Origin of the sequence: Mesorhizobium sp. WSM4983 (assembly GCF_029625765.1) — a bacterium.
In the GTDB taxonomy this organism is placed as follows: domain Bacteria; phylum Pseudomonadota; class Alphaproteobacteria; order Rhizobiales; family Rhizobiaceae; genus Mesorhizobium.
Map to the genome: position 1 here is coordinate 49,338 of NZ_JARTVM010000014.1, position 22,166 is coordinate 71,503.

Genomic DNA, 22,166 nt, shown 5'->3' on the forward strand with positions numbered 1-22,166 from the left:
GCTCAGCGACCTCGGAGATCCGCGATGCTTTCCGCCGCAGTCTATCACTCCGGCTTAGTCTCGACCGTCACCTTGCTCGTATAGAACGCGCCGTGATCGCGGATCTCGACCACTTCGTCGAAAGGCTGCTCATAGGCCCACATCGCGTCCCTGCCGCTGTCGCCGGCCGGCAGCACGCTCCAATAGCTCGCGTTGCCCTTGTAGGGACAATGCGTCGAATGCTCGGTCCTGGCGAGCTTGCTGAGATCGATATCGTCGAAGGGAATATAGAAAACCGCCGGGTAGGGCGGTTCCGACAAGAGCCTGGCCCGGGTAGACCGGGCGATGACGACGTCGCCGGCGCTGACCGTGACGGTGCCGCGATAAGGCTCGATCGTTATCACCTTGTCGGGATTGCGCTGAAAGCCGGGGGCGGGGTTGGCACGCTTGTCCAAGACGGGTCTCATCGGCAGTTTGAGGAAGGTGCGTGGCGGTTTTTCCGTTCGGAACCGCTTCTCGTCCGTCAAAGGTGGATCGGCCCGACGCCTCGCGCAAGGCGGCGCGATGACGCGTCGCGTGCAGCGAAATAATGTTCTAACCGCCGACAGTCAGGCGGCGGCCTTGAATGCGTCCATGAGGCCGGCATAGGCGGCAGCGATGCCGGCGACCGGATTGCTGCTTCTCGCCGCTGTCTCGACCTTCAGCGCGCCGCCGGCGGTCGGCAGCGTGAGCAGCAGGAACTGGCGGTTACCGCCGTCGCCGACGCTTGCGGCGGCGACATACTGGCCTTCTCCATCATTCTCGACGCACATCTTGAACAGCAGCGTTCCGCCGACGGCCTCCAGCGCGCCGCCGACGACTTCGGCAAATTCATCGTCGGAAACGGTTTTGGAGTCCGGCGTCAGATCGTCCAGACTTTCGGCAAGCGTGCTTTCGAGGGCTTTTTCATCGAGCTGCACGTCCATGCGAATCTCTCCATTCGCCAATCTCACCCAGCCCATTAATGAATCTTAACGGCGACGATGGCCGGATTATGGCGGGTTTCAGGGGTCCTCCGCCCATCCGACCGCCTTGGACTTATGGTGGCTGGACAATCCGCCGGATCATTCCACAATGCGTGAAACATGACGCGGAAGCGCGAAAAAAAGGGAAGGAGCCGAGATGCTCGGACTGATGCAGGAATGGCCGCTGCTCTGCCATAAGCTGATCGATCACGCCGAACGCCAGCACGGCGGGCGCGAGATCGTGTCGCGTTCGATCGAAGGCCCGATCGTGCGCACCACCTTTGCCGACATCCGTCATCGGGCGCTCAAAGCGGCGCAGCGGCTGGAGCTTGACGGCTTCGGGCTCGGCGACCGCATCGCAACGCTTGCCTGGAACACCGCCCGCCACATCGAGGCCTGGTATGGCATCATGGGGATCGGCGCGATCTACCACACGCTCAATCCGCGCCTGTTTCCCGAACAGATCGCTTGGATCATGAACGACGCCGAGGACAAGGCGATCTTCGTCGACCTGACCTTCGTGCCGCTGCTGGAAAAGATCGCCAGCCAGATCAGGTCGCTCAGGCAGGTGATCGTGCTGACCGACCAGGCCCATATGCCGCAAACCCCGTTGCCGAACGCTGTTGCCTATGAGGAATGGCTTGCCGAGGCCGACGGCGCCTTCGCCTGGAAGACATTCGACGAGAACACGGCTGCTGGGATGTGCTACACGTCGGGCACGACCGGCGATCCGAAGGGCGTCGTCTACAGCCATCGCTCGAACGTGCTGCACGCCATGATGGCCGCCATGCCCGATGCCATGGGCGTTTCGACGCGCGACGTCGTCCTGCCCGTGGTGCCGATGTTCCATGCCAATGCCTGGGGACTCGGTCAGGCCGCGCCGATGATCGGGGCCAAGCTGGTGATGCCAGGTTGCAAGATGGATGGCGCCTCGATCTACGAATTGCTCGACACCGAAAAGGTAACTTTCAGCGCCGCTGTGCCGACGGTATGGATGATGCTGCTGCAATATCTCGAGGAGACCGGCAAAAAGCTGCCTTATCTCCACAAGGTCGTCATCGGCGGTTCCTCCTGCCCGCGCGCCATCACCGCCAAGTTCCAGGACAAATACGCGGTTGAGGTGGTGCATGCCTGGGGCATGACCGAAATGTCGCCACTCGGCACGTTGTGCACCATGAAGCCGGAATATGAAGGGCTGACCGGCGATGCCAGGCTCGATATCCAGGGCAAGCAGGGCCACCCGCCCTTCGGCGTTGAAATGAAGGTGACAGACGACGAGAACAACGCGCTGCCCTGGGACGGCAAGACCTTCGGGCGACTGAAAGTTCGCGGCCCGGCGGTCGCGCGCGCCTATTACGGCGGCGTCGGCGCCGAGCAGTTCGACGCCGACGGCTGGTTCGACACCGGCGACGTCGCCCATATCGACGCCAGCGGCTATATGCAGATCACCGACCGCGCCAAGGATGTCATCAAATCGGGCGGCGAGTGGATCTCCACCATTGATCTGGAGAACCTGGCCGTCGGGCATTCCGATGTGGCGGAGGCGGCGGCCATCGGCGTGCCGCACTCCAAATGGGGCGAGCGCCCTCTGCTGGTGGTCGTGTGCAAGCCGGGCAAGGAGCCGAGCAAGAGCGATATCCTGACCTTCATGAGCGGCAAGGTGGCCAAGTGGTGGATGCCCGACGACGTCGCCTTCGTCGGTGAGATTCCCCACACGGCGACGGGCAAGATCCAGAAGACCACCTTGCGCCAGCAGTTCAAGGAGTATCGGCTGCCGACGGATTGAGGATTGTTAAATCTTTCGGCTTCAAGGCTGGCGCAAAAACCTCTAAGTCTCGATGCGGACTGGGGTAATGCGGCATACGATGGCTACAATTCCTGAACGGCAGACGTCGAGGGCGGCCGGCTGGTCGCGGCGGATCGGGGCATTCTCGCTCGTCCTTTTGCTGACCGTCGTTGCCGGCTACCGCCTCGACCTTGTCGACACCCCGCCTTTCCTATGGGTGCTGGCGCTCGTTGCGCTGCTTGCGGCGCTCGCGCTGCTGCTCGCCGGGCTTGCACTGTCGAGGCTGTGGAATTTCGGCGACCGCGGCGGCCGCGATCTCAGCGTCGGCGCCCTGCTGGCAGTGCTGGTGCTTGCGCCTTTCGGTGTCGCCGCCTACTGGGCGACCATCTATCCGCCGCTGCGCGACATTTCGACCGACGTCGACGACCCGCCGGCGCTCGACACCAGCGACCGGACAAGCGACATGAACGCGCTGTCGCCGCCGACGCCCGGCGAGCAGAGCCTGCAGGCGGAAGCATATCCGCTGGTTAGCGGGCGCAGCTACAACCTGCCCTTCGAAACCGTGGTCGATGCTGTCGAGACCGTGCTCGACCGGCGGGACTGGCAACTGACCGCGCCCTATCCCGACATCAACGGCCAGAGCGAGGCGACGATCACCGCGGTCGCGAGAGGCTTCGTGCTCGGTCTGCCGGCAGATGTGGCCATCCGCGTCGCCGACGACGGCGATTCGGTCGTCGTCGACATGCGTTCGGCCTCGCGCTACGGGCGTCATGACTTGGGCGACAATGCCGCCCGTATCACCGATTTCCTCGCCGAACTCGATCAGGAGGTCGCCGGCCAGGTCGGCGCGGCGCCGGCCGAGTGAGTTAACCGGCAGGCCTGAAAATCCCGTCGATCGCCGGGTCGCCTTCGCTGGCGACGAGACCGCGGGCCACCAGGTCCTCGAGATGCGCGAGAACCGAAAGGCCGGCTGCGCCGTGCAGCCGCGGGTCGGTGTCGCGATAGATCGCCGCGACCATCTCCTTGATGGTTCGGTCGCCGCTCAGGATGCGTTCCAGGATCGCCTGCTCGCGTATCTTGCGATGCGACTTCAGCCCGCGCATGAAGCTGCGCGGCGCGGTCACCGGTCCGCCATGGCCGGGCAACAGCAGGCGGTCGTCGCGCTCGATCAGCCGGTCGAGCGATTTCATATAGTCGGCCATCGCCCCGTCGGGCGGCGCCACGATGGATGTGGCCCAGGCCATGACATGGTCGGCCGAAAACAGGATGCCTGTCCCCTCCAGCGCAAAGGCCGCGTGGTTGGCGGTATGCCCTGGCGTCAGCACGGTGCGGATCGCCCAGCCGTCGCCACGGGTAAGGCTGCCGTCCGCCAGCGCAATGTCGGGCACGAAGCCCAAATCGGCGCTGGCATCCAGCGGATTGATCTCGCCGATGCGCAGCCGCCGCGCCGGCCGATGCGGGCCCTCGGCGAGCACGGGAGCGCCCGTGCGTTCTTTCAGCCGCGCCGCGAGCGGCGAATGATCGCGGTGGGTATGACTGACGAAGATATGGCTGACGGGCCTGCCGTCGATCGCCGTGAGCAGTGTTTCGAGATGCACATCGTCGTCCGGCCCTGGATCGATCACTGCCAGCGTGTCGCGGCCGACGAGGTAGCTGTTGGTGCCGTGGAAGGTGAACGGGCTCGGATTCCTGGCTGTGACGCGCTGGACGTCCGGCGCGACCGTGACCGCCTGGCCATAGGCAGGATCGAAGCGTGCGTCGAATTCAAGTGTCATGCCGGGTCCTGCTGCTCGCGGCAAAATGATTGCCGCATCCTGCCGAAGCCAATATAGGAAAATCAATGCATGTCGCCCAAAACTGCGCAGCAGTCTTGGGAGAACGACACGCATCAGGACGAAATCTTGAAGCGCGCCGCCTGAACTCGTTTCTCCGCGACGCGCCTCAAACACAGCAAATCAGCCACGATGGGGAAGACCATGGCAACTGCAACCACGATACGCCCGCTCGTTTCTCTCGCTCTGCCCGACCAGGGCGCGGCCCGGCTTGCCAGCCAGCTCTTTCTGGCGCTTGCAGGAACCCTCCTGCTCACCCTGTCGGCGAAGACGAAAGTGGTGTTGGGTCCGGTCGACATCTCGCTGCAGACGCTTGCGGTGCTGCTGATCGCCTCGGCCTTCGGCATGCGTCTTGCCGTCGCGACGCTCCTTCTCTACCTCGCCGAGGGCGCTTTTGGTTTGCCGGTGTTCCAGGGCACGCCGGAAAAGGGCCTCGGCATCGCTTATATGCTGGGCTCCACCGGCGGCTACCTTGCCGGCTTCGTGGTGATGGCGGCGATCGCCGGCTGGGCCGCCGACCGCGGCTGGGACCGCCACCCCTTCAAGCTGTTCGGCGCCATGCTTGCCGCCGAGATCGTCATGATGGCGATGGGCTTTGCCTGGCTGGCGGCGCTCATCGGACCGGAAAAGTCCTGGCAGTTCGGCGTCGCGCCGTTTATCGCCGGCGACCTGATCAAGGTGGCGCTGGCCGCGAGCCTCGTGCCGGCGGTCTGGGCGCTGCTGCCGAAGCAGTCCTGAAAATTCCGTTCCAACAGATCAACCATAAGCCGGCGCTCACGCGCCGGCTTTTTATTTCGACGGTGTTGAGGCTTCGCTCTCTGGCATCTGGTGTAAATGGCGAAGCCCGCTGTGTGTAGGTTCAGCCAGAGATTGACAAGCCACTTCGCGAAACATAAGCACGAGCAGCTTGCGGGGCCGGGGGGCTCGGCAATTCAAGGAGACCTTCTTGAAAGGCGCTATCCTTGCAGAAGGCAGAAGAGCGTTCCTCTGTCCAATAATGTTAGAAGTATCTAATATTAAATGGAAATATACGGCAGGCCGCTCAGGTGACCTGATCTGTAGAGATGCGTTATCTGATGCTCCGCATCTGCCGTAATGCTCGGCCGGCCCGCGCGAAAACGATGTCAGTTTGCCTAACTTGCACCAAGCCAAATTTCTTCGGAAAGGGTCGCAAAGGGTGACTGTGAAGTTTGGTACCAGTGGACTGCGCGGCCTAGTCAGCGAGCTTCGAGGTACGCCGGCATTTAGCTACACCGTCGCTTTCCTGCGCATGCTCCAGAATCGGAACTTGTTGAACGAAGGCTCGGAGGTTTTTGTCGGACGTGACCTACGCGCCTCCAGTCCCCAGATCGCGCAACTTGTTCATTCAGCGATCGCCGCGTCCGGACTTGTGCCGGTCGATTGTGGAGCATTACCCACGCCCGCGCTTGCGCTTTACGCTACCGGCGAGAACGCTCCAGCAATAATGGTCACTGGCAGTCACATTCCCGACGACAGAAATGGGCTCAAATTTTACCGGGCGGACGGGGAGATCGATAAGCGCGATGAACGCGACATCGTCGAAATCCACGCAGCCATCGGGGATCCCGTTCCGCTCCTGTCGCGAGTTGATCCTGTGCGGGTGGGCGCCGAGCCGTTCCAGGGCTACATGGACCGCTTCCTGGATTTCTTTGAACAAGGCAGCCTTTCTGGCCTGCGCGTCGGCGTCTACCAGCACTCGTCCGTGGCAAGAGACGTCGTCGTCGATATTCTTCGCGGACTGGGGGCTGAAACGGTACCTCTGGGTAGGGCCGAACATTTCATTCCGGTCGATACAGAGGCGCTCAGGCAGGAAGATGTGGCGCTTCTCAAGGATTGGGCGGCAGCGGAACCGTTCGACGCGATCGTGTCTACCGATGGCGATGGCGATAGGCCGCTCGTTGCGGACGCCAGCGGTACTTTCGTGCGCGGCGATCTGGTAGGTGCAATCACGGCAAATGTCCTGGGTGCCGACTGTGTTGTCACACCGGTCAGTTCCAATTCCGGTCTGGAGCGCTGCGGTCATTTCGCAAGGGTGGTCCGCACACGCGTGGGCTCGCCCTATGTCATCGAAGGTATCGGCACTGCTCTCGCCCAAGGCGCAAGATGTGTCGTGGGCTTCGAGGCGAATGGCGGGGTTCTCCTGGGTTCGTCCGTCGAGCGAGGTGGGCGCATCCTCCCGGCTTTGCAGACGCGGGATTCGGTATTGCCAATTGTCTGCACGCTTGCAGTGATCGCAAAGAATGGTCGCCCACTCGCCGAGATAGCGGCCGACTTTCGCTTTCTTGCCGCCGCAAGCGGTCGGCTCGAGGGGGTGCCGAGCGAGAATAGCGCCTCCTTTCTTGGCAAGTTGGCGGCTGACGCAGCCTATGCCGACAACATCTTCGCGGATCTCGGGGGCATCGGGAATATTGACAACCATGACGGCGTGCGTATCACCGTCCCTAACGGAGAAGTTGTGCACTTCCGTGCGTCAGGTAACGCGCCCGAATTGCGCTGCTACGTCGAGGCAAAAGCGGAATCCCGCGCAGACGAATTGCTCGGTTGGAGTCTCGCTCTGGCCGGGGCTCAGATCTTAGAGAGTTGAAGTTGACCAATATCGTCCCTGTCATCATAAGCGGCGGCGTCGGTTCTCGGCTCTGGCCGATTTCCCGCGCATTGCATCCGAAGCCCTTCATCCCGCTGCCGGAGGGCGGGACGTTGATTCGAAAGACCTACGCGCGCGCCGTGGAGCTCGAAGGCATCGATCATGTCGTGACGGTCACCAACCGCGACCTGCTGTTTCTTACCGCCGATGAATATGCGGAGGTGGCGGCTCCAGGCGTGAAGAACACATTCCTGCTGGAGCCGTTCGGCCGCGACACGGCGGCCGCAGTTGCGCTCGCGGCAGTGCACGTCGCGCATGAGAACCCGGACGCCGTCCTAGTCGTGCTCCCTGCTGATCATCTGATACTGGATCAGGCCGGCTTCCGCGCGAGTGTCGCGAGAGCGGCGGCGCTTGCGGCCTCAGGTCAGATTGTCACATTCGGCGTGAAGCCCGACCGCCCCGAAACGGGCTTTGGCTACGTCGAGGCCGAGGGGGATAGAGTTCTTCGGTTCGTGGAAAAACCGAATGCGGCCACCGCGGCCCAATTTATCGCTACCGGCCGTTTCTTCTGGAACTCAGGGATGTTCTGTTTCACGGCCCGCTCGATGCTGGAAGCCATGCGGGACCTGTGCCCGGACATCTTGGCCAGTGCGCGCACAGCCCTCGAGAAAGGCAGGACAGCGGATGGCACGGACCGGCTCACCGTCGAGGTGGATAGGGACAGCTTCGCGGCTGTTCCCGCTGTTTCTATCGACTACGCCGTGATGGAGAAGGCAAGGAACGTGGGTTTCGTGCCCTGCGGTTTCGATTGGTCGGACATCGGCTCATGGTCCGTGCTGTCGGAACTTGTTTCGGCCGACGACAAGGGCAACCGCGCCACCGGCGAAACAATTCTGCACGACGCGGCGAACTGCTACGTGCATAGCGAAGATCGGCTGGTCGGTCTTGTCGGCGTTTCGGATCTCTTGATCGTGGACACGCCGGACGCGCTTCTGGTCGCGCGCAAGGACAAAGCACAGGAAGTGAAGGACCTCTATAACCGCCTCAAGGCGGAGGGGCACGAGACGGCAACACTGCACCGCACGGTGCATCGCCCGTGGGGCACCTATACCGTGCTGGAGGAAGGGCACCGCTTCAAGATCAAGCGCATTGAAGTGAAGCCAGGCGCCCGCCTGAGCCTCCAGGCGCACCACCATCGCTCCGAGCACTGGGTGGTGGTGAGCGGAACTGCCAGGGTCGTTAATGGCGAGAGCGAAATCCTGCTCACGATCAACCAGTCCACCTATATTCCCTGCGGCCACAAGCATCGTCTGGAAAATCCGGGCGTCCTTCCGCTTGTGATGATCGAAGTGCAAAGTGGGGAGTATCTTGGTGAAGACGATATCGTGCGGTTCGACGACGTTTATGGTCGGGCCTGAGGGTTCATCGGCTGGCAGAGCGGATCATTAGATAGTATCGAGAGCATTGATGACAAAGACAGCCCTGATAACCGGCATCACCGGGCAAGACGGTGCCTATCTGGCGGAACTCTTGCTCGAAAAAGGCTATTCGGTGCATGGCATAAGACGTCGTACATCGCTTTTTAATACAGACCGTATCGACCATTTGTACCATGATCCACATGAAAAAGGTGTGGACTTAACATTGCATCACGGCGACCTGACGGATTCATCGAGTCTTATGCGGGTTATTCAACTTGTGAAGCCTGACGAGATTTATAATCTCGCCGCACAAAGCCACGTTGCCGTTTCTTTTGAGGAGCCCGAATATACCGCAAATTCCGACGCTTTAGGCGCTCTGAGGATTTTGGAAGCCATTCGCATTCTTGGCATGGAGAAAAAGGTCCGCTTCTATCAGGCGTCTACGTCCGAGCTGTACGGGCTTGTGCAAGAGACGCCCCAAAAGGAGACCACGCCATTCTATCCAAGGTCTCCATACGCTGTAGCCAAATTGTATGCGTATTGGATTACGGTCAATTATCGCGAAGCGTACGATATTTACGCGTGCAACGGCATTTTGTTCAATCACGAGTCGCCGATGCGGGGCGAGACGTTTGTAACACGCAAGATTACGCGGGCTCTCGCCCGTATCAAACTAGGAATACAAGAAAGGCTTTACCTAGGCAATCTGAACTCTTTGCGTGATTGGGGACATGCGAAAGACTATGTCGAGATGCAATGGCTGATGCTGCAGCAAGAGACGCCGGAAGACTTTGTCATCGCAACTGGTGAACAACACTCAGTGCGCGAATTTGTTACCATTGCGGCTGCAGAACTGGGCATTGATATCCGATGGGAAGGCGAAGGCGTCGACGAAAATGGATACGACGCAAAAAGCGGTAATTGCGTCGTAGCTGTTGACCCTCGCTACTTCCGCCCAGCGGAGGTTGAAACGCTTCTTGGGGATGCCAGCAAGGCCAAAAAGAAGCTTGGTTGGGAGCCTAAGATCAAGTTCGCCGAGCTGGTCAAAGAAATGATTCATGAGGACTTCAAGGGTGCGCGGCGAGAGCAGTTGCTTGCAGAACATGGTTATCAACCCTTTGCTCGTCCAGAATAAACATGTCACGCATTCCAGTGTATGAGCCATACCTTGGTGGAAACGTATCCGCGTACGTCAATGAGTGTTTGACAACGGGTTGGATTTCCTCGCGGGGCGCGTTTATTTCGCGATTTGAGGACGCTTTTGCGAAGTATGTTGGTGCCAGCCTGGCCACTAGCGTTGCGAACGGCACCGTCGCCCTTCATCTTGCATTGGAGGCGCTGGGCATCGGTGCTGGCGACGAAGTCATCGTTCCCAGTTTCACTTACATAGCGACGGTCAACACTATTTTGCAGACCGGCGCGACGCCGGTGTACGTCGACTCGTTGCAGGACACGCTGCAGGTGGATCCGCAAGCAATGCGGAACGCCATAACCCCCAGAACCCGCGCGGTCATGGCGGTGCATTTGTATGGGCATCCCTGCAATATGGATGCGATCTCGACCCTCTGCCGCGATCATGATTTGCTGCTCATTGAGGATTGCGCGGAAGGGTTCGGCAGCCGCTGGAAAGGCCAGCATGTTGGCACCTTTGGGGATGTCGCCACTTTCAGTTTCTTCGGGAATAAAACAATCACAACGGGCGAAGGCGGAATGGTTCTGGCGCGATCGGCTGATGTGATGGACAAATGCCGGCGCCTGAAAAGCCAGGGCGTCTCCCCGACCCGTGAATACTGGCATGACGTGCTTGCTTATAATTATCGAATGACCAATATCCAGGCGGCAATCGGGCTGGCACAGATCGAGATGGCCGATAGCTTTCTTGCGCGCAAAAAGGCTGTCGCGGAAAGCTACAGGCAAGCATTTGCTGGCCTACCTTTGCGGACTCATGACCCGGTCGGACCGGTGGATCATTCCTTCTGGATGTGCTCCATTGTTGTCGATGATCCTGCGCAACGGGACCCGCTGCGCAAACACCTCGTGGAACATCAGGTCGAAACGCGGCCCTTTTTCCCACCTGCCCATCTCATGCCGCATTGCCGTGCAGACGTCGCACTGCCTGTTGCAGAGAGCATAAGCGCCTGCGGAATTAATCTGCCCAGCTATCCAACATTGACGCCTGAACAGCTTGAGCACATCTGGGAAGCCGTCACGTCCTTCTTCGATAGAATCGGATATGACCTTGCTTGACTACATGAAAGGCGTATGGGCGGCGCGCTACTTCTGGTGGCATCTGTCCATGGCCGATCTTCGCGCGCGCTGGAGGCGCTCCTTTTTCGGCGTGTTCTGGTCGATCTTGCAGCCACTCGGGCTGACGCTGCTCCTTTCTGTTGTCTTCAGCAATATCTTTGGAAGTTCGCTCGGGGCCTATGCGCCGTATATTCTCTCAGGAATGATCATCTGGGAGTACGTCATATCGACAGTCATCGGGGGTGCTTTGGCTTTTGTTCAGGCAGACGCCTATATCAAGCAAACCAGACACCCGCTTGCCATTTATACGTTACGCAACGTGCTGACAGGTCTGTTCGTGCTCGGACTTGCCAGCACGGCGCTCGTGGTCTGGGTCCTGGTTGTTTTTCCGCAAAATTTGTCCTGGAGTTGGTTCGCAGCTCTTACGATCTTTCCGATACTGGCAATGATCGCCTGGCCATGGGCAACCCTGATGGCTTATATCGGCACCCGTTTCCGCGATCTGCCGCACGCACTCGGCCTCATTATGCAGGCCATGTGGTTTGTCTCACCGATCTATTTCGAGACTTCTGTCTTCCGTAAGGGCAATTTGCATGTCCTTCTGGACTACAACCCTATCTACCACTTGCTCGAGATCGTCAGAGCCCCGTTGCTGCGGGGCGAGTGGCCTACGCCCTCGAACTACGGGTGGTGCATCGGTACGGCCGCGCTACTCGCAGTGTTCGCCGTCGCCGTCGGACGTGGCGCCGAAAAGAAGGTGATCTTCTACCTATGAGGAACGCGATACGACTTGAAAACGTCAATTTGCACTATGCTTCGACGGCTTTTCGCGAGTCCTCCTTAAAGGCCGCCCTTGCTTCTTCGTTAAGCTTTCGGCTTAAGAAGAAAGAGATCTTGGACATCCACGCACTGAAGGATACCAGCGTCCAGATAGAAGAGGGAGAGCGGGTAGGTCTGCTCGGGCATAACGGTGCAGGTAAAAGCACGTTCCTTAAAGTGGTTGCCGGGCTATATCCCATTTCGTCGGGAATGCGTACGGTGACAGGTACCGTACGGTCGCTCTTCGATCTCAGTCTGGGCTTCGAGCCGGATGCGACTGGGCGAGAGAACATCCTGTATCGGGGTCTTCTGCTTGGTCTCACGCCGAAATTCATGCGGTCGGTCGAGGAAGAGATCGCAGAATTTGCAGATCTGGGTGAATTCATCGACTATCCGATCAAGACCTATTCAGCCGGAATGCAGGTCAGACTGGCTTTTGCGATATCGACCGCAGTCGGCGGCGACATACTTCTGCTCGACGAGGTTGTCGGCGCAGGCGATGCGAACTTCATGGCGAAAGCCAAGAAGCGCATCATGGACCTTGTGGACAATGCCGAAATACTAGTTTTGGCCTCACATGACTTCAACACCTTGCTGTCGCTCTGCAAGCGCGGTGTTGTGCTTCATCATGGCAACGTTGCCTTTGATGGTCCGATGGAGGACGCCATCACCACGTATCGGCGCATCAACGGAATTGCAGGATAGTCGGCATCCGCTAAGCCGTATCGGCTGATATCCCCGGTGAGGGAAGCGACTTATTCCATTGTCCGACGGGGTCGCGAATTGTGGTCAGCTAGAATTTTCTCAAATGCAACGACGTGCTCCATTGCCACGTCTCGCCAAGTGCGCTCACGCAGCAGCTCATACAGAGGAAATTGCAGATCATAAAGTTCGCTTCGATGGTTGAGGCCAAACACAATCTTCTCGGCAATCTCCTCTGGCGACAGCGGGTCGAAGAGCATCTGATCCGCAAGCTCTTCCTTAATGAATTCCTCGGTCTGAGGGATTCGACTCATGATCACTGGTGTCCCTACAGACATCGCCTCTGTGAATGTGAATGGAAAGCCGCCCTCATAGAGGGTGGGATTTACCGCGAGGGCCGCGCCTCGATAAAGGGCGGCTAGCATCTGATCCGACACATCCTGCGCCAATATCACGTCGTACCCTAGGCGCCGCTCTTCGAGAAATTTCCTCACCTCCGGGGCATAGTCGAGGTGTCCTGTGAGGATCAGCTTGCATTGATAAAATTTCCTCCTTAGAACTATTTCATAAGCTTTTAAAAGGTTTAGGATGTTTTTGTTAGGCCTAAACTGGGACGCGTAGAATAAGTACTGGCAGTCTGTAAAATCGAAATCATGCAAATAGCGATCATCATTCCATCTTGCTCGCTGAAATTCTGTCAGTTTCACCCGCGCAAACTTATCCGTGGCCGCCTTAGCATCTGGGGTGCCATGGATCAGCACATTTCCGGATAAATCCATCGCCGCATGCGGTATAGTTATGATGCTGTCGCGAGGAACGCCAAATCGATCGTGAAGTGACGGACCCGCCGTCGTGGAACTATAGGTGATAAAATACTTACCGGACTGTATTGCAGATAGGGCTTGACCAAATACGGCATCGAGCCGATCGGTTCGCGAACCGAAAGCAAATCTAGTGGGGAATTCTCCTAGGACCATATCTGGATAACACTGAACGGTTGGCTTTTTGATCTGGTTGAATTCCGGCCAAAATATCGTTGGACTGTACCAGATATCAATATCGCTCAGGCGATCTATTATCGAGAGCATATTTGATACCTCTTTACGATGAACCGTATTGTAAATTGCCACCAGCAGCGATGGACGGTCACCAAGAGCACGACTTGCAAAATTAACTGCGCCACGCCTTACCGAAGCGAGTTTGCGAAACATTTTAACTTGCCTCTCTAGTCTTGGGATTCCGTAGAGAACCGCCACGACTAAGAGACCAATCAGGAACACCGGGGCGAGAGCAATCGTAGCGGCTGCAGCAACAATCGCAAGCGAAAGCACGCCAACGAAAAAGATTAGAACACTCCTCGTGCTCAAGGTGGCCATAACCGCGCGAAAGGCCGTACCGGCGCCACTAGATACTGCCTTCATTGAACGATGAAGTAACTGCCCTAGAAGTCCCTTTCTTGGCTGAGTACGTTGCCTAAAGAGGGCTTGATGAATGCGAACGATGACTGGTATCCTGGCAGGAGAGACTATATGGACTGAGCCTTCAGGGAGGCGAGAGGTCAACTTCTGGACGTCGCTAGCCAACCAAGATGGACAGACAACCGTTACCGGTTCTCCACAAGTTTGAGAAAAGCCGCGCAAGAGTTCAGCCATAAGGCGCCCGAGGCCTTGATTGGAGAACGGCGTGTTGGGACGGTAAGCTAAGAACAGTCCAATTTTCATCAGACAACTCCGAGGTACGGCAGCACAAGCCTGTAAAATTCGGCGCTCCGCGCGTCCCAGCTATTCAGTTCTAACGTTTGTGGCTCCGGTAAGCTGTGCGATTTCTCTCTCCAGCGCTCCTCCATCACCTTCATTCGCTGTGCCAGTTCGATAGGGTTTCTGGGATCGAAGAAATCGGGTTTCAAATTGAATCGTTCGGCCAGGTATCGCATTGGTGGGTAGTCACTGGACAACGACGGAGTGCCAACATAGGCCGCTTCAGCAACAGAGAAGGTGCCATTGTCCATGATAACGTTGTGCAGCAAAAAGCGAGCTCCGCTCAGAACGGAAACGTAACGATCCTCCGGAAGGTCTCCCAAGAACTTTACATGCCGGCGAAGGGTTGGGCTTGCGCGTAGAAAAGATCGGACTGATTCTGGGTATTTCGTGATTGCAGACCCATCGCCGCTATCCTGGAATTTGGGTGACAACTGATAAGTGTTCACTCCCGTGACGTAGCAATCCAGCTTGCCTTCCAGGCTCGTGTAATAGTGTTGGAGGGCCTCCAATGTCATAATGTGATTCTTGTGAGGCGCTGCATTGGTTGTCCAAATCATGTAGGGTGCTTGTTCCCGGTCTGCTGGCGACCGTCCATGAAGCTTGCTGAAATCTGCGACCATTGGCGCCAAGGCCGTCCTGGCTCGCGGCACGCCAACGTACTGGACCACGTCTTCCAATGTGTGGGGAGTGCTGGCGAAGACGGCCGTTGCGTGTCGGGCGGTTTGAATGGCCCCATTTTCGTAGTGATCGCCCATTGATTCCGGCACATATCGCTGAAGGAAGTCTTGCGCAAAAACACAATATGGTCTCAAGGGCGCGAGAGGCCAAGCGATGCTATTGGTTGAAAGAATCCAAAAGTCACAATCAAGCAGATCGGTAGCATCATCGACAGGAAGCCAGTAAGCTTGCTCTTTAGGTCTATTATTGTAACCAATTAACTTTTGAATTCTAGAAAGTTCAGTCCGAGAAATTAATCTCCAATTATATGCCCTTGTCTTTATATTGCGCTCTTTCAAATCAGAGAAATCAAGATCAGAATATACTTTATCATCAGGGTGTGCAAAAACAACCTCAACTTTATCGTTATTTCGTTCCGCTCCGACCGTCAGCATCTTCGCGGTCATCTTAGCGATGTTCAGGGAACCTCCCCTGAAAGACAGAGGTAGTATTACAGCGATGCGGCGACTGCGTTTTATAGACTGCAGCGGTGGATTGCTCCGAAATTCAGCGCTTTGTTCAATCTTAGCGAATTGGGCTCGCCAGATTGGCTCGCAGTAGGAACTCGAAAGCTGGTTCAGGAGGCTGGCCTGAGAGGAGATAACAGATTGGATGAATTTCTTGTCACCTTTCAATATTCTGTCAATTTTGCTTTGCGCCTGTTTGTCACTGGTGCATCGGCCTGGTAAATCTATTCCGCCAAGACGGTCGAGCATGCCGCTCGCCATAAATATCAGCGGCATACCAGCTCGCACCGCCTCGAGTGGATGGTAGTGGAGATGTCGTTCTTCGCGGCTATGATAAAACATAACGCGCGTGTCACGCATTACCCGCTTATAATCCTCGTCAGATAAGCGACCAGTTACACTAACGTCATTTTCGATTTGTATCGGCTGCGAGCCGGCTATAATGTGAGGGTATTTCCCAAAAACACTTTTGAAATGTTCATAGATAGTATTGTAGTAAGGTGAAGTCCCGATTCTTGGACAGACAAATAGTATCTTTTGATCTGTGCCGACCCAGGTATTCTCTACCACAGCATCCCTGAGCCCCAGCGGAAGCGTTAGCGCTCTGCGTCTAAATACTCCCGACTCGATCGAGGCAAGATGGTCATAGGCTTGGCCGAACCAAAATCGCTCGTGCCGCTTCTCGATCTCGTGCAGGAAGTAGAATTCCAAATTCTGTATCGTTAAATCCGTATAAGTTGTTTCCCCAGACAGACCAAACGGACGAAGTACAATATGACCATTGAACGTCCTGACCAATGCGGCTAGCTGGGCCGGAAAGAATGCACAAAAAGCGATATCAAAATGCTTATTTGCTATCTCGCTTACATCCGGAGACATGCCTAGATAAAAATTATGCCTATTTAACGTCTCAAGATCATCTGGGGGTATTGTCAATCCCTTGTCCCGACTGAAATCCACGGAAGCGCTTAGATTTGCCTCGTCGTAGTGGTATATTTTAGGAAGGAACACTTCATAGCCAAGCGACTCCAAGAGCGGAACCTCAAATTGGCGAAGAGTGCTGTGATTGATGAGCCAGAGTGCTCTACGGGGTTTCTCAGACAATGCCAAACCCTTCGGATATCTCGAGTCAGGGGCGATGAGCTATAAGCATTGGGATGGCTTGTCTAGGGGGCTCTGGGTGGTTAACACGGCATTCGGAAAAGGCCTGACGTGGACAGTTCGCACAAGATCGAGTGGCTGCCGGTGAACAGGCGGCGCTCTATGCCGTGCAGCGGGATCCTCTCCAAATGGATCTGGAAACATGGGGCTCGGAGGATATTGTGATATCCAATCGTATCGCCGTGGATCGCCAAGTGGTTCCAGCTTAATGCCAGCGAATCTCCCTCGGGGACTCTACATTTTGGGTTTGGGCGGGCATGGCCGCAGCGTCGCTGACGCAGCCTCCGAGATTGGCGTCAAGAACCTTGTCTTCGTGGATCCAAACCCGGCGGTACAGGCGATGGCAGGATTTGTCTTGTTGCGCAGCTTGCCGGATCAGATCGAAGACGGGTGGGCGATATTCCCTGCCATCGGCGACAACGGAATCCGAAAAACGATGTGCGCCGACCACACCGGGAGGCTGGCTACTCTTGTCTCTCGAAGCGCCTCGATTGGGTTGAGGGCCGAGATCGGCCGAGGGACCTTCGTCGGACGCCATGCGCATGTTGGCCCATTTGCACGGATCGGCGTGGGTGTGATTGTCAACACGGCGGCCGTTGTCGAGCATGATTGCGAGGTAGGTGATTTTTCGCATGTTTCCGTGAACGCTACCTTGGCGGGAAAGAGCCGTATAGGCAGCAACGTGATGATCGGCGCGGGCGCTACCGTCATCGACGGAGTTGGTATCTGCGACAATGTTACCGTCGGCGCGGGTGCGACCGTCGTCCGCAATATCGAGCAAGCCGGTACATATGTCGGCACACCTGCGAAACCGCTGTCTTGACTTCTCCTCCCAATCGCCGCGACGCCAACAATGTGCCAGATAATCAAGGCACAAACCTTTCATCGAAACTTAGGCAGGTCGGGTTGGCTCAGCGCCGAGCCGCGGTTGTTCACGACTATTTCGCGATTCGCGGTGGCGGCGAGCGCTTGGCCTTGATTCTGGCGCAAGCGCTGGAAGCGGACCTAGTCTACGGCTTTAGAGAAGATGAAAGCTATCCCAGCAATATGTTTGGACCTTCCGTGGACTTCGAGCTGTGGCGACCGTTGCGCCGGCCTGGCATCCGAGCGCTAGTATTGGCTTGGCGCTTCTCCCGCGCCCGAAACATGATGCACGCCTACTCAACCCGAATTTTCAGCGGCGCCTTTGCACCCTTTGCCGCGCCAGATCGCCGGACAAGTGGCGTGAATGTTTTCTATTGCCATACCCCGCCTCGATTTCTCTATGACCAGCGCGAACACTTTTTCGGCAGGCTGCCCGGGGCGGCCCAGCTCGCCGCGCCAATCATCACGAAGCTCTTCGAGAAGCGCTATCACGAGGCCATCTCTCGAATGGACGTCATCGTCGCGAATTCCGACAATACGCGCTTGCGGCTTCGCCGTTATCTCGGCCTCGACTGTGCGGTCGTCTATCCTCCGGTGGAAACCAATCGGTTTGGATGGCGTGGGCAGGCGGGCTACTACCTTTCTACCGCGCGTCTCTCGCCTCTGAAGCGCGTCGATCGCATTGTAAAAGCTTTTCTCAAGATGCCAGATAAGAAACTCATCGTCGCCTCTGGCGGTGAAGAACTGCAGCGTCTCAAGCACTTGGCAGCCGACGCCTCGAATATCGAATTTCGCGGGTGGACGAAAGATGAGGAACTTTCAGATCTTGTGGGCAACGCGATCGCGACCATCTATTTACCGCGCGACGAGGATTTTGGTATGTCACCGGTGGAATCCATGGCAGCTGGCAAGCCAGTTATTGGGGTCGCAGAGGGCGGCTTATTGGAGACCATCCAGCCTGGAAAGACAGGCATCTTGCTATCTCCGGAGTTCACAAACGAAGATCTGATCGGGGCAGTGCGCGACCTGCCACCGGAGCGGGCGGCGGCGATGCGGCGGGACTGTGAAGCCCGGGCGGCGGCCTTCACGCGAGAGGGCTTCATTGCAGCAATGCAAGGCGTGATCGACGATGCATGGCGGAAAGCTCGCGGTGAGGCTTATGTTACACCGCCGATATATCCTTCGCCATGAAACCCTCAAGGTCGCAGTCGGCTGACCGTCATTGGAGGGATTCCGGAATCGGATCGCCGGCTCGGAACAATTCAGGGCGGGAGAATCACGCCAGGGACATGCTACGGATCTTCGAGCAGGCCATCCGGCAAAGACGAAAGACCGACGCGTGAAAGTCCTGCATTTCTTCAAGACATACTGGCCGGACACGTTCGGCGGGGTGGAGCGGACCATCCATGCCATCGCCGAGAGCACGGCTCGGCACGGCGTCGAAACACAGGTGCTCTCGTTGAGCCGCACGCCGGAAGAAAACACGCAACGTCTTGACGGCCATGTCGCCCGCAAAGCCAGGCTGGATTTCGAGCTTGCGTCCACCGGATTTTCGCGCGAGGCCTTTCGTAAGTTCGGTGCGCTCGCCAGACAAGCCGATCTGGTCCACTACCACTTTCCATGGCCGTTCATGGATGTCGTGCATTTTCACTCCCGCCACGGCAAGCCGGCTGTCGTCACCTATCACTCCGACATCGTCAAACAGAGGCTTATCCTGCCTTTTTACCGGCCCTTGATGATGCGATTCCTCGGGGCTGTCGACGCTATCGTGGCGACATCGCCGAACTATCTCGAGTCGAGTCCTGTTCTCAGAACATTCAGGGCCAAATCGAAGATCATCCCCATCGGCATCGACGAAGGCGCCTATCCAACGCCAAGCGCGGCCGACGACGTCTGGTGCCGATCGACAGTCGCGGAGCCTTTCGTACTGTTCGTCGGCGTTCTGCGCTACTATAAGGGGCTGGATGTCCTGATCCATGCCGCCGGCCAGGCGCGGTGCAAGATTGTCATCGCCGGCTCTGGACCGGTCGAGCGCGAGCTCAGGCAACAGGCCGAGACGCTGGGCCGCGATAATGTGATTTTCCTTGGCGAGGTAGCCGAACCCCGCAAGATGGCTCTGCTACGCACCTGCCTCGGCTTCGTTTTCCCGTCGAATCAGAGGTCCGAAGCTTACGGTCTTTCACTCGCCGAGGCAGCCATGTGCGGCAAACCGTTGATTTCTTGCGAAATCGGAACGGGCACAAGCTATGTTAATGAAGCCGGCCGGACCGGGCTCGTTGTTCCGCCATCGGACCCGATACGCCTCGCCGAGGCCATCAACCGGCTGGTCGATTGGCCGACCGAGGCCGAAAGCTGGGGACGAGCCGCGCGCGATCGCTACGTTCGCCTGTTCACCGCCGAAAGGATGGGGCAATCCTATGCCGAGCTCTACCGCCAACTCGGTAGCCGCAAAGGCTGAACAACAAGCCCGTGCACCATCCTGCCCGGTTCAACGAAGAGTCTGTCATTTTACTTACCGCTGAGTTCATGACACTTGGCGGGTCGGTACTCGCCCAAAAAAACTCTGGCGATGCTTCCAACTCCGCGCTAATGCCATAGCCGGTGACGGGTTTGGGGATTTGCAATCTGGAGTGGCGTTGGACGGTGTTCTGTCCTGCGCCGTTCTGATAGTATTCCCGCGCCTGGAGTTCAGTACTACCCAATGACCGCCTATGTAGAAGCCGTATCGGGCCTCCGACCGAAGATGCGGCGCGCCATCATCATGGTCCAGGACCTCGTCATGGTCCTGATCGCGGTGGCGCTCAGCCTCACGCTCTCGCAGTCGCGGCTTTCCTTCGATGCGTTCTCCTCCGGCGGGCTCGCCTGCTGGGCGCTGATCGTGCTCCTTGCCCATCTCCTGTTTCGCACCTGCGGCCTCTACAGCACCGTCTGGCGCTTTGCCTCGACGCCCGACTTCTTCAACATCCTGAAGGGCTGCGGCAGCCTGACGGTGGTTCTCTATCTGGCCTCGATTGCCTTCCGCTCCTTTTTCCAGCCGGTCGCCGGCCTCAACGAGCGCCAGTTCATCGTCTTCTTCCTGGTCTCCTTCACCATCATTTCGGCACCCAGGCTCTACTATCGTTTCCTGCGCGACGGTGCGTCCTGGCGCATCCTGCGCCGCGCCGCCGGCGATGCGTCGATCAAGCAGGCGCTGTTCATCGGCCGGCTGAGCGAGGCCGACGTGATCGTCCGCTTCACCCGCACGGCGGTGCCGGCCGAATATGCCATCGCCGGCATCATGGCCACGGAGGCCGGCGCGCCGCTCGGCACGCAGATCCAGGGCGTTCCGGTCGTGGCGCTGCGGCCGCGTCTGGTCGAGGTGCTGGAAGAGTATGTCAAGGGCACGGAAAACCTCGACCTCCTGATCTTCGGCAAGGGGGTCGAGCGCGAGATCGAGGACTATGCCGAGCTGGTGCGCGTCGCCCGCCATAGCGGCATCGCCGTCGTCCAGTTCTCCGGTCTTTCGGAGCTGGGGCAGGGCGGCAAGCTGGTTCTCGATGCCGTCGAGATGGAAACCATCATGCGCCGTTCGGCGGTCGCCACCGACATCGCGCGCATCGGCGCCTTCGTCGGCGGCAAGCGCGTGCTGGTCACCGGCGGGGCCGGCTCCATCGGCCGTGTGCTGGTCAAGCGCGCGCTGGAGCTCGGCGCCGAGGCGGTGCTGGTGGCCGACAATTCCGAGTTCGGCATCTTCCAGCTCGATCAGATCATCGACGAGAAAGACCGCGACCGGCTGGCCAGCCGCATCGTCGATGTCACCGACCGGCCGCACATGATGCGCCTCGTCAGCGAGTTCAAACCCGCGATCATCTTTCACGCCGCGGCGCTGAAGCATGTGCCGCTGCTGGAAGAGAACTGGGAAGCGGCGATCGAGACCAATGTCTTCGGCACGCTCGCCTGCGCCGAGGTCGCGGCCGAATGCGGGGTGCCGCAGTTCCTGCTGATTTCCAGCGACAAGGCCGTCGACCCGAGCTCGGTGCTTGGCGTCACCAAGCGCGCGGCCGAGCAGATCGTCTCCTCGCTGCATGAAACGCACGCCGCGCCGTCGCCTTTCCCTGCCGGCGGGCTGAACGGCCGCCATGCCGGCGTCCCAACTGTGCGTCGTCCCGGCACCAAGTTCATCGCCGTGCGCTTCGGCAACGTCTTCGGCTCCAACGGTTCGGTGGCGACCATCTTCCAGGCGCAGATCGAGGCCGGCGGGCCGGTCACCATCACCGACCGGCGCATGACGCGCTATTTCATGACGGTGGCCGAGGCCGTCGATCTCGTCATCATGTCGGCCGCCGATGCCGAGCGGCGCCAGGGCAGGGACGACTATGCCATCTACATGCTCGACATGGGCGAGCCCGTGCCGATCCTCGAAGTCGCCGAAACCATGATCCGCATGGCCGGCAAAAGCCCCTATACCGACATTCCGATCCGCTTCACCGGCATCAGGCCCGGCGAGAAGCTGCACGAGGCGCTGCATGGCGAAAGCGAGGAAGTCGTCAAGCTCGACATCGCCAAGATCTTCGGCCTCAGGACCGACGTCGTCGAGTGGCGGAGGATCGAGGCCGCGCTGCCGGCGCTGGTGGCCGCCATACGGGACCAGGACAAGGCCGCGGCCCTCGCGATCCTGGCCGGGCTCAACCGGGCAGGGCAAGGCATTGGCGGCGCGCCCGAGCGGGCGGTGCCGAAAGCGGCTGGACAGATCGGTTAGGCCTGTGCCGCCCTCCCGCAATTGGCTATTGAAGCCTGTTCGAATGCGCTGCGGGTTCTGAAGC

General features: G+C 58.4%; 18 protein-coding genes. 13 read left to right on the forward strand and 5 right to left on the reverse strand.

The genetic code is table 11. The annotated features are described in order from the left end of the window. Window positions 1-44: 44 nt before the first annotated feature. Both P9254_RS26895 and P9254_RS26900 read right to left on the reverse strand, forming a co-directional pair. Window positions 45-434, reverse strand: coding sequence for a DUF427 domain-containing protein (locus tag P9254_RS26895; RefSeq protein WP_095800264.1), 390 nt, complete (start codon window positions 432-434; stop codon window positions 45-47). A 153-nt stretch (window positions 435-587) separates the two neighbouring features. After that, window positions 588-944, reverse strand: coding sequence for a hypothetical protein (locus P9254_RS26900; RefSeq protein WP_095813733.1), 357 nt, complete (start codon window positions 942-944; stop codon window positions 588-590). A 196-nt stretch (window positions 945-1,140) separates the two neighbouring features. Here P9254_RS26900 and P9254_RS26905 point away from each other — a divergent pair, with 196 nt between their 5' ends. Both P9254_RS26905 and P9254_RS26910 read left to right on the forward strand, forming a co-directional pair. After that, on the forward strand, window positions 1,141-2,769 hold the full coding sequence (locus P9254_RS26905; RefSeq protein WP_278056118.1) for a fatty-acid--CoA ligase: 1,629 nt from the start codon (window positions 1,141-1,143) through the stop codon (window positions 2,767-2,769). A 79-nt stretch (window positions 2,770-2,848) separates the two neighbouring features. Continuing rightward, window positions 2,849-3,634 carry a DUF1499 domain-containing protein gene (locus tag P9254_RS26910; RefSeq protein WP_278056119.1) on the forward strand — a complete coding sequence of 262 codons (786 nt, stop codon included), beginning with the start codon at window positions 2,849-2,851 and terminating at the stop codon, window positions 3,632-3,634. A gap of 1 nt (window position 3,635) precedes the next feature. On the opposite strand, the gene P9254_RS26915 is transcribed toward P9254_RS26910, so the two are convergent. Further along, window positions 3,636-4,544: an MBL fold metallo-hydrolase gene (locus P9254_RS26915; protein ID WP_278056121.1), complete on the reverse strand. Its 909-nt coding sequence runs from the start codon at window positions 4,542-4,544 to the stop codon at window positions 3,636-3,638. Between the two features lie 201 nt (window positions 4,545-4,745). Between P9254_RS26915 and P9254_RS26920 the strand changes: the two genes are divergently transcribed. The 7 genes from P9254_RS26920 to P9254_RS26950 all read left to right on the forward strand — a co-directional run bounded on the left by P9254_RS26920 (window position 4,746) and on the right by P9254_RS26950 (window position 12,398). Next, window positions 4,746-5,339 carry a biotin transporter BioY gene (locus tag P9254_RS26920; RefSeq protein ID WP_278056123.1) on the forward strand — a complete coding sequence of 198 codons (594 nt, stop codon included), beginning with the start codon at window positions 4,746-4,748 and terminating at the stop codon, window positions 5,337-5,339. A gap of 439 nt (window positions 5,340-5,778) precedes the next feature. Beyond that, window positions 5,779-7,206 carry a phosphomannomutase gene (locus tag P9254_RS26925; RefSeq protein WP_127240124.1) on the forward strand — a complete coding sequence of 476 codons (1,428 nt, stop codon included), beginning with the start codon at window positions 5,779-5,781 and terminating at the stop codon, window positions 7,204-7,206. A gap of 2 nt (window positions 7,207-7,208) precedes the next feature. Beyond that, window positions 7,209-8,624, forward strand: coding sequence for a mannose-1-phosphate guanylyltransferase/mannose-6-phosphate isomerase (locus P9254_RS26930; RefSeq protein ID WP_278056125.1), 1,416 nt, complete (start codon window positions 7,209-7,211; stop codon window positions 8,622-8,624). A 49-nt stretch (window positions 8,625-8,673) separates the two neighbouring features. Then, window positions 8,674-9,762, forward strand: coding sequence for a GDP-mannose 4,6-dehydratase (gmd, locus tag P9254_RS26935; RefSeq protein WP_278056127.1), 1,089 nt, complete (start codon window positions 8,674-8,676; stop codon window positions 9,760-9,762). A 2-nt stretch (window positions 9,763-9,764) separates the two neighbouring features. Beyond that, complete coding sequence (locus P9254_RS26940; protein ID WP_278056129.1) at window positions 9,765-10,874, forward strand: DegT/DnrJ/EryC1/StrS family aminotransferase; 1,110 nt, start codon at window positions 9,765-9,767, stop codon at window positions 10,872-10,874. After that, window positions 10,861-11,649, forward strand: a complete 789-nt coding sequence (locus P9254_RS26945; RefSeq protein ID WP_156752695.1) for an ABC transporter permease — start codon at window positions 10,861-10,863, stop codon at window positions 11,647-11,649. The genes P9254_RS26940 and P9254_RS26945 overlap by 14 nt, the downstream gene beginning before the upstream one ends. Further along, window positions 11,646-12,398 (forward strand): ABC transporter ATP-binding protein, encoded by a 753-nt coding sequence (locus P9254_RS26950; protein ID WP_278056131.1) that lies wholly within the window; start codon window positions 11,646-11,648, stop codon window positions 12,396-12,398. The genes P9254_RS26945 and P9254_RS26950 overlap by 4 nt, the downstream gene beginning before the upstream one ends. Before the next feature lie 50 nt (window positions 12,399-12,448). Here P9254_RS26950 and P9254_RS26955 read toward each other — a convergent pair whose 3' ends face one another. After that, complete coding sequence (locus tag P9254_RS26955) at window positions 12,449-14,116, reverse strand: glycosyltransferase (RefSeq protein WP_278056132.1); 1,668 nt, start codon at window positions 14,114-14,116, stop codon at window positions 12,449-12,451. Continuing rightward, the gene (locus P9254_RS26960) at window positions 14,116-16,443 is read right to left on the reverse strand and encodes a glycosytransferase (protein ID WP_278056133.1); all 2,328 of its coding nucleotides are present in this window, start codon (window positions 16,441-16,443) and stop codon (window positions 14,116-14,118) included. The genes P9254_RS26955 and P9254_RS26960 overlap by 1 nt, the downstream gene beginning before the upstream one ends. A 265-nt stretch (window positions 16,444-16,708) precedes the next feature. Between P9254_RS26960 and P9254_RS26965 the strand changes: the two genes are divergently transcribed. From P9254_RS26965 to P9254_RS26980, 4 genes are all read left to right on the forward strand, one after another. Beyond that, window positions 16,709-17,323: an acetyltransferase gene (locus P9254_RS26965; protein ID WP_278056135.1), complete on the forward strand. Its 615-nt coding sequence runs from the start codon at window positions 16,709-16,711 to the stop codon at window positions 17,321-17,323. Beyond that, complete coding sequence (locus tag P9254_RS26970) at window positions 17,320-18,555, forward strand: glycosyltransferase (protein WP_278056136.1); 1,236 nt, start codon at window positions 17,320-17,322, stop codon at window positions 18,553-18,555. Before P9254_RS26965 ends, P9254_RS26970 begins: the two co-directional genes overlap by 4 nt. 148 nt (window positions 18,556-18,703) lie before the next feature. Beyond that, the gene (locus P9254_RS26975) at window positions 18,704-19,822 is read left to right on the forward strand and encodes a glycosyltransferase (RefSeq protein ID WP_278056138.1); all 1,119 of its coding nucleotides are present in this window, start codon (window positions 18,704-18,706) and stop codon (window positions 19,820-19,822) included. A 243-nt stretch (window positions 19,823-20,065) separates the two neighbouring features. Further along, window positions 20,066-22,102, forward strand: coding sequence for a UDP-N-acetylglucosamine 4,6-dehydratase (locus tag P9254_RS26980; protein WP_278056139.1), 2,037 nt, complete (start codon window positions 20,066-20,068; stop codon window positions 22,100-22,102). The last annotated feature ends 64 nt before the right edge of the window (window positions 22,103-22,166 follow it).